The sequence below is a fragment of the Streptomyces sp. NPDC002640 genome, assembly GCF_053592575.1.
This window is the reverse complement of record NZ_JBSFVZ010000007.1, coordinates 212,325-227,181: the sequence shown is the minus strand read 5'-3', so window position 1 is coordinate 227,181 and position 14,857 is coordinate 212,325. Positions and strand designations below refer to the sequence as shown.

The window sequence follows — 14,857 nt, the reverse complement described above, 5'->3', positions numbered from 1 at the left end:
GGCCTCGGGAAGGGTGACAACGACAGGGCGCGCAGGGAGGAGACGGCATGCAGGATCCCGATCCGGCGTTCCGCCCGGTGCGCAGGACCGACGGCTACCTCCCGCTCGAGGACCTCGGCCTGATCGGCGACGGCACCACCGCGGCACTGGTCGGCCTCGACGGCTCCGTCCCCTGGATGTGCCTGCCGCGCTTCGACTCCGACCCCGTCTTCTGCGCCCTGCTCGACCACGCGCGCGGCGGCCACTTCACGGTGGCGCCCGAGGACCTGACGGAGGCGCGGCAGCTGTACGAGCCCGACACCGGCGTGCTGCACACCGAGATGCGCGGCCGCACCGGACTGGTCCGGGTCACCGACGCGCTGGTCCTGCGCTCCGGCGCCGACCTCGGCGAGGACGTGTCGTCCGGCCGGAGCGAACTCGTCCGCTCGGTGCGGGTCCTCGACGGCGAGGTGCGCCTGCGGGTGGACATCGAACCCCGAGGCGGCGCGCGCACCGACCAGCTGTTCAGCGGACTCGAGCTGCGCCCCGCCCGCCAACCCGGCCTGCGGCTCCACCTGCGCTCCAGCCACCGGCTGGACGGACCGCACACCACCCACCAGCTGCGCCGGGGCGACCGCCTCGACCTCGTGCTCTCCTGGGGCCGCTTCCACCGGCACCACCGCTTCGACGCGGAGACCGTACTGGAGGAGACCGCCGACGCCTGGCGGCGGTGGATGCGCTCCTTCACCTACGAGGGCCCCCAGGACGCGCTGGTGCGGCGCGCCGCCATCACCCTCAAGCTCTGCGACGACTGGGTCAACGGCTCGCTCGCCGCCGCGCCCACCTCCTCGCTGCCCGCCCCCGTCGGCGGCGTCCGCAACTGGGACTACCGCTACGCCTGGATCCGCGACGCCGCGTTCACCGTGTTCGCCATGCGCCGCATCGGCTTCCACGGCGAGGCCGACGCCTTCCTCGGCTGGGTCCTCGACGCGTTCGAGCACAGCCGCGTCCCGCGCATCATGTACACCCTCGACGGCGGGCCGGTGCCGGACGAGACGGAGGACGCCGGACTCGAGGGCTACCGCGGCTCCGCCCCCGTCCGCTGGGGCAACGGCGCGGCCGACCAGCGCCAGCACGACGTGTACGGCGAGATCCTGGACTGCGCCGACCAGTGGCTGCGCCGCGGCGGCGAACTACAGCCCGCCGTGTGGGCCAGCCTCGCCCGGCTCGCCGACGCCGCCGAGAACGCCTGGCACCAGCCCGACCAGGGCATCTGGGAGATCCGCAGCGAGGGCCGCCCCTTCACCTACTCCGCCGGGATGTGCCAGGTGGCCCTCGACCGGGCCGCGGGCATCGCCGAACGCTTCGGGCTGCCCGGCGACGTCGGCCGCTGGCGGACCGCCTCGGACCGGCTGCGCACCCTCGTCCTGGACGGGTCGTGGGACGAGCACGCGCAGACCCTGAGCGTGCACCTGAACGGCGGCGGCATCGTCGACGCCAGCCTGCTCAACCTTCCTCTGCGCAAGGTGGTGCCGGCCGGCCACCCCAGGATGGTGGCCACCACCCGCGCCGTCGCCGAACGCCTCTCCGCGGGCAACGGCCTGCTGTACCGCTACCTGCACGAGGACCACCCCGACGGACTGCCCGGCGACGAGGGCGCCTTCGTGCTCTGCAGCTTCTGGATGGTGGACAACCTGGCGGCCCAGGGGCGGCTGGAGGAGGCCGAGGACCTGTACGCGTCCCTGTGCGCGCGAGCCAGCCCGCTGGGGCTGCTCTCCGAGCAGATCGACCCGACCACGGGAGCATTCATGGGCAACTTCCCCCAGGCCTTCAGCCACATCGGGGTCATCGCGAGCGGCGTCAACCTGGCACGGGCGCGGGCGCAGTCGCGGGCGCGGGCCGGGAGCGCGGAAGGCGGCGGGCGATGACCGTCCGACGACTCGCCGTCTTCGGCGGCACCGGCGACCTGACCGGCCGTTACCTCCTCCCCGGACTGGCCGCCCTGTACGCGGGCGGGCACATCGACGACCGGTTCTCGATGATCGCCGCCAGCCGTGAGGAGCACGACGGCGAGCAGTACCGCCGATGGGCGGCCGACCAGCTCGAACGCCACGGGGCCGGCCTGCCCGCCGACGCCGTGCGCGCGGTCACCGCGGCCTGCGACTACCGCAAGGCCGACGTCACCGACCCCGCCGAGGTGGCGGCCGTCGTCGCCGGCGACGACCCGGTCGCCGTCTACCTCGCCCTGCCGCCCGCGCTGTTCGCCCCCACCGTCACCGCCCTGCACGACGCCGGACTGCCGCCCGGCAGCCGCATCGTGATGGAGAAACCGTTCGGCGAGAGCCTCGCCGACGCGCGGGAACTCAACCGGCTGCTGGCGGACGTGCTGCCCGAACAGGCCGTGTTCCGCGTCGACCACTTCCTCGCCATGACCACGGTGCAGAACCTGCTCGGCAGCAGGCTCGCCAACCGGGTCCTGGAACCCATCTGGAACGGCACCCACATCGCCGAGGTCGACGTCGTCTGGGACGAGACCCTCGCCCTGGAGGGCCGGGCCGGCTACTACGACCACGTCGGCGCGCTCAAGGACATGATCCAGAACCACCTCCTGCAGATCCTCTGCCTGGTCGCCATGGAACCCCCGCTCACCCTGGGCGAACGCGACCTGCGCGACCGCAAGGTGGACGTGCTGCGCTCGGTGCGCCGCCTGACCGACGCCGACGTGGTGCACCGCACCCGCCGGGCCCGCTACTCCGCCGGCCGCGCCGGCGACCACGACGTGCCCTCCTACACCGACGAGGAGGGCGTCGACCCGTCGCGGCGCACCGAGACCTTCGCCGAGGTCGAACTCGAACTGGACAGCTGGCGCTGGGCCGGCACCCGGTTCCGGCTGCGCACCGGCAAGGGGCTCGGCCGCGACCGCATGGAGGTCGCGGTGCGGTTCCGGCCCGTCCCGCACCTGCCGTTCGGCCACGACGGGGACGTCCGGGCCAACGTGCTGCGGTTCGGCCTCGACCCGGAGAGCCTCAGCATGGACATGAACGTCGTCGGATCGCAGGTGGAGAGTCTCACCCAGGTCTCCCTGAGCGCCCGGATGGACCCGCCCGAACTGCCCGCCTACGGCCGCCTGCTCCTCGACGTGCTGCGCGGAGACCCCGCCCTGTCCATCCGCGGCGACGAGGCCGAGGAGGCCTGGCGGGTCGTGGAGCCGGTGCTCTCGGCCTGGGAGCGGGGCCTGGTCCCGCTGGAGGAGTACCCGGCCGGCTCCGACGGCCCGGCCCGGAGGCACACCCCCGAGCGGCGGGAGGACCTCCTCCACCAGGACGCGGTCCTGCCGCCGTGACCCCGCCGCCCGTGCACCCCGCGGGCGGATCCGGCGGCGGAGGAAGCGGAGGACGCCCCTGTGTGGTCGTCCTCGGCGTCTCCGGCGCCGGGAAGTCCACGGTCGCCCGGCTCCTCGCCGACCGCCTCGGCGTGCCGTTCGCCGAGGCCGACGACTTCCACCCGCCCGGCAACATCCGCAGGATGTCCGCCGGCGTCCCCCTGGACGACGAGGACCGCCGGGAATGGCTGGCGACCGTCGGACGCCGGCTCGGCGACCAGGAGGCCACCGGCGGCGGGGGAGTGGTGGCCTGCTCCGCGCTGCGGCGCCGCTACCGCGACGTGCTGCGCTCCGCCTGCCCCTCCGCCCTCTTCGTCCACCTCACCGCCGGCCGCGACGTCCTCGCCGCCCGCCTGCACGACCGCACCGGCCACTTCATGCCCGAGTCCCTCCTCGACTCCCAGCTCGCCACGCTGGAACCCCTCCAGCCCGACGAACGGGGCGTCACCCTCGACGCCGCGCCGCCGCCGGAGACCGTCGCCGACCGCGCCGCCGAGGCCGTCGAGGCCGCCGCCGCTCCCTGACCGGCGGCGGCCGGCGAGGGGGGCCGGCGGCGGCCCGGCGAGGGCGGCGTCACCCGGACGGGCCGGTGCGGTCGCCGCCCGCACGCCACGGGACCACGCTGGCACCGTGGCGGAAAACGCCGCTGGTTCCGCACCCGGACGAAAGGTGACAGCCATGGCGGGCATCCCCGGTGAGGTGCGACACGACAGGACAGGCCCCGGCGGCGGACGGCCCTCCTCTCCCGGGCAGTTCGCCGGCATCGGCATGGTGCTCAGCGGTGTGCTGAGCATCCTCCAGGGCATCGCCGGCGTCGCCCGGGACCGCCTCTTCGGCACGCCGACGCACTACGAGTACCGCTTCGACCTCACGACCTGGGGCTGGATCCACCTCGTCATCGGCGCCGCCCTGCTGGTCGTCGGCATCGCCCTGCTGCGCCGCGTCCCGTGGAGCCGGTCCGCCGGGCTCGCGCTCGCCGCGATCAGCCTGGTCAGCCAGTTCATGTTCGTCCCGTACTACCCGGTGTGGTGCATCACCGTGATGGTCCTGGACCTCATGGTCCTGTGGACCCTCGCCCGGCTGGCCGACTGACACGGCCCGGCCCGCCCGTGGGCAGACCGGGCCGCGAGGCCGCGACCGCACGGTTCCCCCCGGAGCCGTGCGGGACTCAGGCGTCCACGGACTCCCGCACACCGGCGCCCCGCACCGACGCGGCGGCCCGGGCGGCCCGGTCCGGCATGGTGAACGCGAAGGCGGCGGCCACGGCGGCGACCGCGGCGAGCACCAGGTAGGCGTCCTGGAAGGCCGAGACCGGAGGCCGGGCCTCCGCGCCCGTGCCCACCGCGGACGCCGAGGCCAGCACCGCGATCGCCACGGCCGGGGCCGCCGCGCCGGCGGCCTGCCGGACCACGGTGTTCAGCGTGGAGGCGTGCGAGACGTCGGCCCTGCCGATGCCGGTGAACGAGGCCACCGTGGTCGGCATGAAGACCCCGCCCATCGCGGCGCCCAGCAGGAACATCAGGCCGCGGAAGGTCCAGAGCGAGGAGTCCGTGTCCAGCCGTGAGAACGCCACCAGCACCAGCGCCACGCCGAGCAGACCGTAGCCCGCGAGGCGGCGCGGACCTATCCGGGCGTACAGCGGCGTGACCAGCTGCATGGTGAGCAGCACGCCCAGGGCCTCGGCGAAGGTGCTGGAGCCCGACTCCCAGGCGCTCAGCCCCAGACCCTGCTGGAGGAAGAGCGGGCCGAGGAACATCGCTCCCATGAAGGCGAGGAAGCCGAGGAACGCGGTGACGTTGGTGTCGCGGAACAGCCGGTCGGCGAAGAGCCGGAACTTCAGCGCCGGTTCCGGCACCCGCAGCTCGACGGCCACCGCGGCGGTGAGCAGCAGCGCGCCGCCGACCAGCCCGAGCAGCACCGGGACGCTGCCCCAGCCGGCCTCCGCGCCCTCGCTGACGCCGAACATCAGCCCCGCGGTGCCGAAGGCCGTCAGCACCAGACCGGGCACGTCCAGCCGGCCGGGCACGTGGTCGCGGTGCTCCTCGAGGAAGATCAGGCCGAACACGAGCACGGCCACGCCGATCGGCACGTTGGCGTAGAACACCCAGCGCCAGGTCATGTTGTCGACCAGCCAGCCCGCGCCCATGGGCGCCAGGGCGGGCGCCACCTGCTGCGGGATGATCATGTAACGGGAGACCTTGACCTGCTCGGCCAGGCTGAAGGTGCGGTAGAGCAGGGCGCCGGTGACGGGCAGCAGGATGCCGGCGGCCAGACCCTGCAGGGCACGCCACAGGACGAGTTCGCCGAGCGAACCCGCCAGGCCGCAGAGCCCGGAGGCGGCCGTGAAGACGGCGAACGAGACGAGGACGGTGCGGCGTCCGCCGAAGCGGTCGCCGAGCCAGGCCGACACGGGGACGGCCAGGCCGACGCAGACCGGGTACACCACCACGACGGCGTCGAGGCCGGCGGTGGCCAGGCCGAAGTCGCGTCCGATGGAGGGCAGGGCGACGGTGGTGCCGGCTCCGTCCACGATGGACATGAACGCGGTGATCACACAGACGACGGGAACGACGATGCGTTGGTCGAGGCGAACGGGCATGTGCTGAGCATACTCAGTATGTGTAGGCTCAGCACATCCGCAGGGAGACGCGGGGAAGAGTTCGCGCCGGGTCCGAGCCGCCGCCCCGACCGCCGCACCGGGTGCGGTAGGAACAAGGGCAGGGACACAGGCGCGGCGGAAGCCGCACGGAGCACGGGAGCGACAGGTGAGGGACGTACCGGGGAGCAGTGACCCACTGGTCGACGAGTTGTTCGCGACCACCCACCGCCTGCGGCTCTTCGTCGACGGCAGACTGGCCGAAAAGGGCACCACGGTCGCCCGGTTGAGGGCCCTGCGGTTCCTCGCCCACGCCGCCGAGCCGATGCGGATGCGCGACCTCAGCGACATGCTCGGCGTCGCCGCCCGCACCGCGACCAGCCTGGTCGACGCCCTGGAACGGGACGGCCTGGTCGTCCGCCTCCCGCACCCCACCGACCGCCGCGCCCACCTGCTCGCCCTCACCGACGCGGGCCGCGCCTGCCACGAGGAGGCCGAGAACATGGACCAGGAGGCCCTGCGCACCGCCACCGGCGCCCTCACGGACGGGGACCGCGCCCTGCTGCGGACCCTGCTGGCCCGCATCCGCGACACCGTGGCGGTCGCGGACGGGAGCGTTGTCGGGGGGAGCGTCGCGGAGGGGGGCGTTGGGGGAGCGGGCGTCACGGACGGGAGCGTTGCGGGGGCGGGCGTCGCGGACAGGAGCGTCGCCGGTGGGAGCGTTGCGGGAGCGGGCGTCACGGACGGGAGCGTTGCGGAGAGGGGCGTCGCCGGCGGGGGCGTCGCCGGGGGTGCCGGGCGGTAGAGTCTGCGCGACGGAGGTGGCCGATGACCGCTCTGCCCGATCCCGTGTGGCCCGTGGCCGTGCTGGCCTTCATCCAGTTCGGCGACGGAATCCTCTGCCTCGGCCCCGTGCCCTTCGTGCGGCGGTGCTTCGAGGACGTGCGCTTCCCGCGGAAGTGGTGGTGGCTCACCCCGCCCGTGAAGTTCGCCGCGGCGCTGGGGCTGGTCGCGGGCATCTGGCTGCCGGTGCTGGGCGCGGTGACCGTGTGGGCGCTGGTGCTGTACTTCCTGGTGGCGATCGGATTCCACGTCCGCGCCCGGGACTTCGGCCGGAACCTGTTCCTCAACGCGACGGGGATGCTCCTGATCTGCGTGCTGGTCGCCGTGTACAGCTTCGGCCCGTAGCGCCCCCCCAGGCGCCCCCCCGCGCCCGGCTCAGTGCTCGACGGGCTCGTCGGTCAGTTCCTGACCGCGGAGCAGGCGCCAGGCCATGACGGAGGCCAGCAGGAGCAGGACGGAGCCGACGCCGGCGGCCAGGGCCACCCCGTCGACGAAGGACTCGCGCGCGGCCCGCAGCAGCTCGGCGGCCGCGTCACCGGGCATCTGCCCGGCGGCCACGACGGCTCCGGCGAGCGACTCGTGGGCCGCCTCCGGCGTGCCGGCCGGGCCGGTGAAGCCCTGGTAGACGTTGGTCACCACGGAGCCCAGCAGGGCGATGCCGAGGGCGGTGCCCAGCTCGTACGCCGTCTCCGAGACCGCGGAGGCGGCGCCCGCCTGCTCCTTGGGGACGGCGGTGAGGATGACGTCCGAGGTGACCGTGAAGGCCAGTCCCGCGCCGAAGCCGACGACCAGCAGGGCCGCGCCCAGCAGCGGATAGCCGGTGGTCCGGTCGAGCGCGGTCAGCGCGCCCAGGGTCAGGCCGATCAGGCCGACCCCGCCCGCGACGACCGCGCGCACCGAGTAGCGGCGCGCCGCCGTGCCGGCCAGCAGTCCCGCCGCCACCGAGCCGACGGCGGCCGGGAGTTCGGCCAGGCCGGCCTCCATCGGCGGCCTGCCCTGCACCAGTTGCAGGTACTGGGAGAGGAAGAACAGCAGCCCCGACAGCCCCAGGATGGTCAGCAGGTTCGCCACCACCGCGCCGCTGAAGCCGCGGTGGCGGAAGAGCCGGACGTCCACCAGCGGTACCGGAAGGCGGCGCTGGCGCCGGACGAACGCGTACAGGGCGACCGCGCCCAGCAGACCCGCCGCGAGGGCGGGCCAGGTGAACCCGTGGGAGGCGGCTTCCTTCATGGCGTAGACGACCCCGCCCATGCCGACCAGCGACAGCAGGACGCTCGGCAGGTCCCACGGCCCCGGCGAGGGGTCGCGCGACTCCGGCAGCAGCTTGGCGCCGACGACGACCAGCAGGGCCATGACCGGAAGGTTGATCAGGAAGACCGAACCCCACCAGAAGTGCTCCAGCAGGGCACCGCCCACGATCGGGCCGAGCGCCATGCCCGCCGACGCCGCGGCGCTCCAGATGCCGATGGCGAGGGAGCGCTCACGGGCGTCGTGGAAGACGTTGCGGATCAGGGCGAGGGTGGAGGGCATCAGCGTGGCGCCGGCGACGCCGAGCAGCGCCCGGGCGGCGATCATCATCTCGGGCGTCTGCGCGTAGGCGTTGAGCACCGAGACCAGTCCGAAGGCGGTCGCGCCGATCAGCAGCAGGCGTTTGCGGCCGATCCGGTCGCCCAGACCGCCCATGGATATCAGCAGGCCGGCGATGACGAACGAGTAGGCGTCGCCGATCCACAGCAACTGGGTGCCCGAGGGCTGGAGGTCCTCGCTCAGGAAGGGCGTGGCGAGGCCCAGCACGGTGGCGTCGACCGCCACCAGCAGCACCGCCAGGACCAGGACGCCGAGGGCGAGCCAGCGCCCGGGCCGCCCCAGCTCGCCGGTCTTCGACGGCTCGGCCGTCCGCAGTGCGTTCGTCATGACGCGTTCTCCTTCCTGACCGCACCGCCGAGCAGCAGCTCGACCACCATGCGGCCGGCGTCGTTGCGGGCCACCCGGCCGTCGGCGACGGCCCAGCTGCCCGCCGCCAGCAGGCCGTAGAGGGCCTCCGTGAGCCAGGCCGCGCTCAGGTCGATGCGGAACTCGCCGCTCTCCTGCCCCCGGCGGAACAGGCCGGTGAGGCGCTCCTCGACGCGGAGCCAGCCCGCGTTCAGCTCCTCGCCCTCGAAGAGCTGGTTCTCGCTGTAGAGGAAGGCGAGCAGGCCCGCGCAGGGCTGCATCTCGCGCACCAGGCGGCGCACCGCGTCCACGGCCGGCCCCTCCTCGGGGCGCGCCGCCTCCAGGGCCGCCTCGCACTCGGCGATGCCCAGCTCCTCCAGGGCGCGGACCAGGGCGTCGCGCCCGGCGAAGTGCCGGTGCAGTGTCGCCCTGCTGATCCCGGCGGCCCGGGCGACCTCCTCCATGGTCGCCGTGGAGCGCCGGGTGAGGAGCTCTGCGGCGGCGCGCAGTACTGGGTCACGATCGAAGCTCATGACTCAACCGTACCGCATATGAGACATCGACGTCTCACGCGCGGCGTGCGCGTATCGGTGGGTGGGGGTGGGGGTGGTCTAGGTAGACCGACCTACCTATAGTCGGCCGATGTGATGAATGGAAGCAGTGGCAGGGACGGCGGCGCGGGCAACGGCGGCCCGGGCAACGGCGGCGACGCGAGCGGGGTGGAGGGCGGGCGGCGACGGCCCGCCCGGGAGCGGCTGCTGGAGGCGGCCGCCCGGCGCTTCTACGCCGACGGCGTGGCGGCGACCGGGATCGACACGATCACGGCCGAGGCCGGCGTGGCCAAGATGAGCCTGTACAACAACTTCGCCTCCAAGGCCGACCTGGTCAGGGCCTACCTGGACGCACGCCACGCGGAGTGGCTCGGTCTCTACCTGGCACGGCTCGAGCGGGCCGCGGGCCCCCGCGAAGGAGTCCTCGCGGTCTTCGACGCGTACGCCGACCACGCGGCGTTCGCCTACGAGCGCGGCTTCCGCGGCTGCGGACTGCTCAACGCCGCGGCCGAACTCCCGGTCGGCGACCAGGGGCGGGCGGTGGTCCGCGCCCACAAGGAGGAGGTGGAGCGCCTGCTCGCCGGACACCTGGAGCGGTTGGCGCCGGACCGGCCCGACGAGGCGCGCGCGACGGCGGAGCACCTGTCCTTCCTCCTGGAGGGCGCGATGGCCCGGGCCGGCCTGGAGGGCGACGCCGGGCGCGTCCTGCGCGCCCGCGCGCTCGCCGCGGCCCTGCTGGACCGGCTGTGAGGGGCGCCGGCCGCGGCGGGTCCGCGGGCATCGGCGCGCTGTGCGTGCTCACCGCCTCCGTGCTGTGGGGGACCACCGGCACCGCCGCCACCTTCGCCCCGGGGGTCGGCTCCCTGGCGATCGGCGCCGTGGCCATGGGCCTCGGCGGGCTGCTCCAGGCCCTGGTCGCCGCCCGGCGGATCGCCCGGCACGCGCCGGCGCTGCGCGAGCACCGGGCCCTGGTGCTGCTCGGGGCCCTGTCCGTCGCCGTGTACCCCCTCGCCTTCTACACCTCCATGCGCCTGGCCGGCGTCGCCGTCGGCACCGTCGTCTCGCTGGGCATCGCGCCGCTGGCGTCGGCCCTGATCGAGCGCGTCCTGGACGGCCGCCGGCTGACCCCCCGCTGGACGGCCGCCGCCTCCCTCGGCCTGGCCGGCACCGTCCTGCTGTGCCTCGCCGAAGGCGGTGACCGGGGCGCGGGACGGACCTCCACGGCGGACACGCTGCTCGGCGTCGGCCTCGGGGTTGTCGCCGCTCTCACCTACGCCCTGTACTCCTGGGTCGCGCACCGCCTGATCACCCGCCGCATCCCCTCCCGTGCGGCGATGGGCGCGATCTTCGGCCTCGGCGGGCTGTTCCTCCTGCCCGTCCTGTTCGCCACGGGCGCGCCGCTGCTCGACTCCTGGGGCAACGCCGCGGTCGGCGTCTACATGGCGCTCGTGCCCATGTTCCTCGGCTACCTGCTCTTCGGCAGCGGCCTCGCCCGGGTGCCGGCCAGCACCGCCACCACCCTGTCGCTGCTGGAACCGGCGGTCGCGGCCGTCCTCGCCGTCCTGATCGTCGGGGAACGCCTTCCGGCCGCCGGGTGGACGGGCGTCGCCCTCGTGGTCGCCTGCCTGGTGGTCCTGACGGCGCCCACGGGCGGCGGCCGTCGTCCACGGGCCGCGGGCCGGGCCGCCGCCGCGGGGCGCGAGGAGGCCGCCGCCGCGGGCCGGGCCGACTGAGCGGCGTTGACCGGCCCGTCCTGGCCGCCCGTCCTGGCCGCCCGTCCCGGCCGCCCGTCGCGCGCAGCCCGGCGGGGTGGGCGGGCCCGGTGGGTGTCGGGCGGGAGGTTGGTTGGCGGCGCCGGGCGGGGTGCCGTCCACCTGGGGAGCGGACGGCTCCCGTCGGCCGCGCCGATGCCCGCCGCCGCGTGGGCGTCGCGGCAGAACCGGTCGGGAGTGCCGGCGGGCGTCTGTCGGCGCGGTGCGCCGGACGGGCCGCGGCGGCTGCTTGCCGTGCGGGCCGGGTGAGGTCCCCACGGCGGCGGCCTGCCGTGCGGCCGGGTCGAGGCATACCGCGGTCGGATCGAGGTCGGGTCGAGGCCTGCCGCGGTCGGGTCGAGGTCTACCGCGGGGCGTCCGGGGCGATCTCCGCGATCAGCCCCTCCACCAGCGTCCGGATCTCGTCGCGGATCGGGCGCACCGCCTCCACGCCCTGGCCCGCCGGGTCGTCCAGCTTCCAGTCCAGGTAGCGCTTGCCGGGGAAGACCGGGCAGGAGTCGCCGCAGCCCATCGTGACGCAGACGTCCGACGCGCGGACCGCGTCGGCGGTGAGCACCTTCGGCGTGGCCCGCGAGATGTCGACGCCGACCTCCGCCATCGCCTGCACGGCGGCCGGGTTGACGTGCGCGCCCGGCGCGGAGCCCGCGGACCGGACCTCCACCCGGTCCCCCGCCAGGTGGGCCAGCCACCCCGCGGCCATCTGGGAACGGCCGGCGTTGTGCACGCAGACGAACAGGACGGACGGCTTGTCGGCCATGGTGATCGTTCTCTCTCGCCGCACGACGGGACTCGGCCGCCGCTGACTTCAGCCCCCGCTGGTATCAGCGGACGGTGATGTGACAGTATCAGCGCATGCTGACTTCAGTCGATCCTGACGTGATCCGGGCGCTGGGTGATCCGCTGCGCCTGAGGATCGTGACCCTGCTGGCGCGCGAGACGCTCTGCACCACGCACCTCGTCGAGGAGACCGGAGCCCGGCAGACCAACCTGTCCAACCACCTGAAGGTCCTGCGCGAGGCCGGACTGGTGGAGACCGAGCCCTGCGGCCGCTTCACCTACTACCGGCTGAAGCCGGACGTCCTGACCGCGCTGTCCGGGCAGTTCGCCGCCCTGGCCGACTCGGCCCGCGGCGCCGCCGGGAACAAGAGGGCCTGCCCGTGACCTCCACCGGTCCCACCACGGCCACCGCCCCGGCTCCGGCCGCCGACGACTCGATCGCCGGCCGGCTCTCCGCCCTCGACCGCTACCTCGCGGTGTGGATCCTCCTTGCCATGGCCGTCGGCCTCGGCCTCGGCCGCCTGGTCCCCGGCCTGGGCGACGCCCTCGCCACGACCGAGATCGGCGGCGTCTCGCTGCCGATCGCGCTCGGCCTGCTGGTGATGATGTACCCGGTCCTCGCCAAGGTCCGCTACGACCGGCTCGACCGCGTCACGGCCGACCGCAGGCTGATGGCCGCCTCCCTCGTCGTCAACTGGATCGTCGGCCCGGCGGTGATGTTCGCGCTGGCGTGGATCTTCCTGCCCGACCTCCCCGAGTACCGCACCGGTCTGATCATCGTCGGCCTGGCCCGCTGCATCGCCATGGTGATCATCTGGAACGACCTCGCCTGCGGCGACCGCGAGGCCGCCGCCGTGCTGGTCGCGCTGAACTCCGTCTTCCAGGTGCTCGCCTTCGGCCTGCTGGGCTGGTTCTACCTCGAACTGCTGCCACGCTGGACGAACCTCGGCGACGGCCGGGGCCTGGACGTGTCGGCCGGACAGATCGCGCTGAACGTCGTCGTCTTCCTCGGCGTCCCGCTGCTGGCCGGCTTCCTCACCCGCCGCCTCGGCGAACGCCGGATGGGCCGCGACGGCTACGAGCGGACCTTCCTGCCGCGGATCGGACCGTGGGCCCTGTACGGGCTGCTCTTCACGATCGTCGTCCTCTTCGCCCTGCAGGGCAGGACCATCACCTCCCAGCCCTGGGACGTCGCCCGGATCGCGCTGCCGCTGCTGGTCTACTTCGCGGTGATGTTCTTCGGCTCCTTCCTCCTCGGCAAGGGCCTGGGCCTCGCCTACGACCGCACCGCCACCCTGGCGTTCACCGCGGCGGGCAACAACTTCGAGCTGGCCATCGCGGTCGCCATCGCCACCTTCGGCGTCACCTCCGGGCAGGCGCTGTCCGGCGTCGTCGGCCCGCTCATCGAGGTGCCCGTCCTCATCGGCCTGGTGTACGTGGCCCTCGCCTGGCGCCGCCGGTTCGCCCCGGACGCGGTGACGACGGCCCCGTGACGCGGCGGACGGACGTGGTGGTGGTCGGCGGCGGCCAGGCGGGACTCGCCGCCGGCTACCACCTGCGCCGCCAGGGCCTCGACTTCACCGTCCTCGACGCCGCCACGGCGCCGGGCGGGGCCTGGCGGCACGTGTGGGACTCGCTGCGCCTGTTCTCCCCGGCCGAGCACTCCTCGCTGCCCGGCCGCCCGATGCCCGCCCCGCCCGGCGGGACCCACCCGGACGCCGGCCACGTGGTCGCGTACCTCACCGACTACGAGAAGCGGTACGGCCTGCCCGTCCTCCGCGGCGCCCGGGTACGGGCCGTACGCCGCGACGGCGGACGGCTGCTGGTCGAGTCCGACGCCGGCGACTGGCGGGCCCGCGCGGTCGTCAGCGCGACCGGCACCTGGACGCGGCCCTTCCTGCCCGCCGTCCCGGGCCGCGCCGACTTCACCGGACGGCAGGCGCACACGGTGCAGTACCGCTCCCCGGCCGACTTCGCCGGTCAGCGCGTCGTGGTGGTCGGCGGCGGCAACTCCGGCGCCCAGATCGCCGCCGACCTCGCGCTGGACGGCCGCGTCCGGGTCACCTGGGCCACGCGGCGCCCACCGCGGTTCCTGCCCGACGAGGTCGACGGCCGCACCCTGTTCGACGTCGCCACCGCCCGCCGGCGCGCCCTCGAGGCGGGCCGCGCCGACACCGGCGGCGTCGCCTCCCTCGGCGACATCGTCGCCGTGCCCCCGGTCCGCGCCGCCCGCGCCGCCGGACTGCTGCGGGCCGTGCCGATGTTCTCCCGGCTCACCGCCGACGGCGTCGAGTGGGCCGACGGCAGCCGCGCCGGGGCGGACGCGGTCGTCTGGTGCACCGGCTTCCGCCCCGCCCTGGCCCACCTCGCCCCGCTGCGCCTGCGCGGCCGCCGCGGCCACCTCGCCACCACCGGCACCCGGGCCACCGGCGAGCCCCGCCTCCACCTCCTCGGCTACGGCGACTGGACCGGCCCCGCCTCCGCCACCCTCATCGGCGTCGGCCACCCCGCCCGCGACACCGCCCGCGCCGTCGCCCGCCTGCCGGGCGAGCACTGAGTCACCCGGGTCCCTTGCCGGGTGCCGCGCGGATCGATCCGGGTCGACAGGTGCCGGGAAGCCCAGTCGACGCAGGAGGCCCGCCCACCCGGGACCCGCGCCGGATATGCTCTGTGGCCGGACCGGGCGAGGGGGCGCAAGGTGGACGACGCAATCGAACTGACCCAGCTGATAAGGCAGTTGAGAAGCGAGCTGAGTCAGGCCATGGCCGACGGGGAGGGCGCCGACCTGCGCTTCGAAGCCGAGCAGGTCGAACTCGAGCTCACCGTCGGCGTGGAACGCAGCCGTGAGCCGGGCGCACAGCTGAAGTTCTGGGTCCTCGAGGTCGGAGCGGCCGCCCGGCAGGCAACGGCGGTCACCCAGCGCATCAACCTCACGCTCCGTCCCGTCCGCGGCGACCGCCCGGACCGGCCCGCGCTGATCGCGGGCGACGAACTCGCGGACGAGTACTGACCTGCATCTTCGAAC

Annotated in this window: 16 protein-coding genes; 12 read left to right on the top strand and 4 right to left on the bottom strand. The window is 74.6% G+C overall.

Annotated features, from left to right (window positions below):
• Positions 1-47 precede the first annotated feature (47 nt).
• From ACWD3O_RS12395 to ACWD3O_RS12380, 4 genes are all read left to right on the top strand, one after another.
• Positions 48-1,907, top strand: coding sequence for a glycoside hydrolase family 15 protein (locus ACWD3O_RS12395; protein WP_451415796.1), 1,860 nt, complete (start codon positions 48-50; stop codon positions 1,905-1,907).
• A complete protein-coding gene (locus ACWD3O_RS12390) occupies positions 1,904-3,322 on the top strand; it encodes a glucose-6-phosphate dehydrogenase (RefSeq protein ID WP_451415795.1) in 1,419 nt (472 codons plus the stop codon). Before ACWD3O_RS12395 ends, ACWD3O_RS12390 begins: the two co-directional genes overlap by 4 nt.
• 62 nt (positions 3,323-3,384) lie before the next feature.
• On the top strand, positions 3,385-3,885 hold the full coding sequence (locus ACWD3O_RS12385; protein ID WP_451415794.1) for a gluconokinase: 501 nt from the start codon (positions 3,385-3,387) through the stop codon (positions 3,883-3,885).
• A gap of 154 nt (positions 3,886-4,039) precedes the next feature.
• Complete coding sequence (locus tag ACWD3O_RS12380; RefSeq protein ID WP_451411040.1) at positions 4,040-4,453, top strand: DUF7144 family membrane protein; 414 nt, start codon at positions 4,040-4,042, stop codon at positions 4,451-4,453.
• 76 nt (positions 4,454-4,529) lie between these two features.
• Here ACWD3O_RS12380 and ACWD3O_RS12375 read toward each other — a convergent pair whose 3' ends face one another.
• Complete coding sequence (locus tag ACWD3O_RS12375; protein ID WP_451415793.1) at positions 4,530-5,960, bottom strand: DHA2 family efflux MFS transporter permease subunit; 1,431 nt, start codon at positions 5,958-5,960, stop codon at positions 4,530-4,532.
• A gap of 166 nt (positions 5,961-6,126) precedes the next feature.
• Here ACWD3O_RS12375 and ACWD3O_RS12370 point away from each other — a divergent pair, with 166 nt between their 5' ends.
• Both ACWD3O_RS12370 and ACWD3O_RS12365 read left to right on the top strand, forming a co-directional pair.
• Positions 6,127-6,762 carry a MarR family winged helix-turn-helix transcriptional regulator gene (locus ACWD3O_RS12370; RefSeq protein WP_451415792.1) on the top strand — a complete coding sequence of 212 codons (636 nt, stop codon included), beginning with the start codon at positions 6,127-6,129 and terminating at the stop codon, positions 6,760-6,762.
• Positions 6,763-6,785: 23 nt separating this feature from the next.
• Entirely contained in the window at positions 6,786-7,145 is a 360-nt protein-coding gene (locus tag ACWD3O_RS12365; protein WP_451411037.1) for a DoxX family protein, read from the top strand.
• Between the two features lie 30 nt (positions 7,146-7,175).
• Here ACWD3O_RS12365 and ACWD3O_RS12360 read toward each other — a convergent pair whose 3' ends face one another.
• A complete protein-coding gene (locus ACWD3O_RS12360) occupies positions 7,176-8,714 on the bottom strand; it encodes an MFS transporter (protein WP_451411036.1) in 1,539 nt (512 codons plus the stop codon).
• Positions 8,711-9,265, bottom strand: a complete 555-nt coding sequence (locus ACWD3O_RS12355) for a TetR/AcrR family transcriptional regulator (RefSeq protein WP_451415791.1) — start codon at positions 9,263-9,265, stop codon at positions 8,711-8,713. The genes ACWD3O_RS12360 and ACWD3O_RS12355 overlap by 4 nt, the downstream gene beginning before the upstream one ends.
• Before the next feature lie 114 nt (positions 9,266-9,379).
• Here ACWD3O_RS12355 and ACWD3O_RS12350 point away from each other — a divergent pair, with 114 nt between their 5' ends.
• The gene (locus ACWD3O_RS12350) at positions 9,380-10,033 is read left to right on the top strand and encodes a TetR/AcrR family transcriptional regulator (RefSeq protein ID WP_451415790.1); all 654 of its coding nucleotides are present in this window, start codon (positions 9,380-9,382) and stop codon (positions 10,031-10,033) included.
• A complete protein-coding gene (locus ACWD3O_RS12345; RefSeq protein WP_451411034.1) occupies positions 10,030-11,016 on the top strand; it encodes a DMT family transporter in 987 nt (328 codons plus the stop codon). Before ACWD3O_RS12350 ends, ACWD3O_RS12345 begins: the two co-directional genes overlap by 4 nt.
• A 382-nt stretch (positions 11,017-11,398) precedes the next feature.
• Here ACWD3O_RS12345 and ACWD3O_RS12340 read toward each other — a convergent pair whose 3' ends face one another.
• Positions 11,399-11,812 carry an arsenate reductase ArsC gene (locus ACWD3O_RS12340; protein ID WP_451415789.1) on the bottom strand — a complete coding sequence of 138 codons (414 nt, stop codon included), beginning with the start codon at positions 11,810-11,812 and terminating at the stop codon, positions 11,399-11,401.
• A 95-nt stretch (positions 11,813-11,907) separates the two neighbouring features.
• On the opposite strand from ACWD3O_RS12340, the gene ACWD3O_RS12335 reads away from it, so the two are divergent.
• From ACWD3O_RS12335 to ACWD3O_RS12320, 4 genes are all read left to right on the top strand, one after another.
• On the top strand, positions 11,908-12,216 hold the full coding sequence (locus ACWD3O_RS12335; RefSeq protein WP_451415788.1) for an ArsR/SmtB family transcription factor: 309 nt from the start codon (positions 11,908-11,910) through the stop codon (positions 12,214-12,216).
• On the top strand, positions 12,213-13,325 hold the full coding sequence (arsB, locus tag ACWD3O_RS12330; RefSeq protein WP_451415787.1) for an ACR3 family arsenite efflux transporter: 1,113 nt from the start codon (positions 12,213-12,215) through the stop codon (positions 13,323-13,325). The genes ACWD3O_RS12335 and arsB overlap by 4 nt, the downstream gene beginning before the upstream one ends.
• Positions 13,322-14,389, top strand: coding sequence for an ArsO family NAD(P)H-dependent flavin-containing monooxygenase (locus ACWD3O_RS12325; protein WP_451415786.1), 1,068 nt, complete (start codon positions 13,322-13,324; stop codon positions 14,387-14,389). The genes arsB and ACWD3O_RS12325 overlap by 4 nt, the downstream gene beginning before the upstream one ends.
• Positions 14,390-14,530: 141 nt before the next feature.
• Positions 14,531-14,842 carry a trypco2 family protein gene (locus ACWD3O_RS12320; RefSeq protein WP_451415785.1) on the top strand — a complete coding sequence of 104 codons (312 nt, stop codon included), beginning with the start codon at positions 14,531-14,533 and terminating at the stop codon, positions 14,840-14,842.
• Positions 14,843-14,857: the final 15 nt, after the last annotated feature.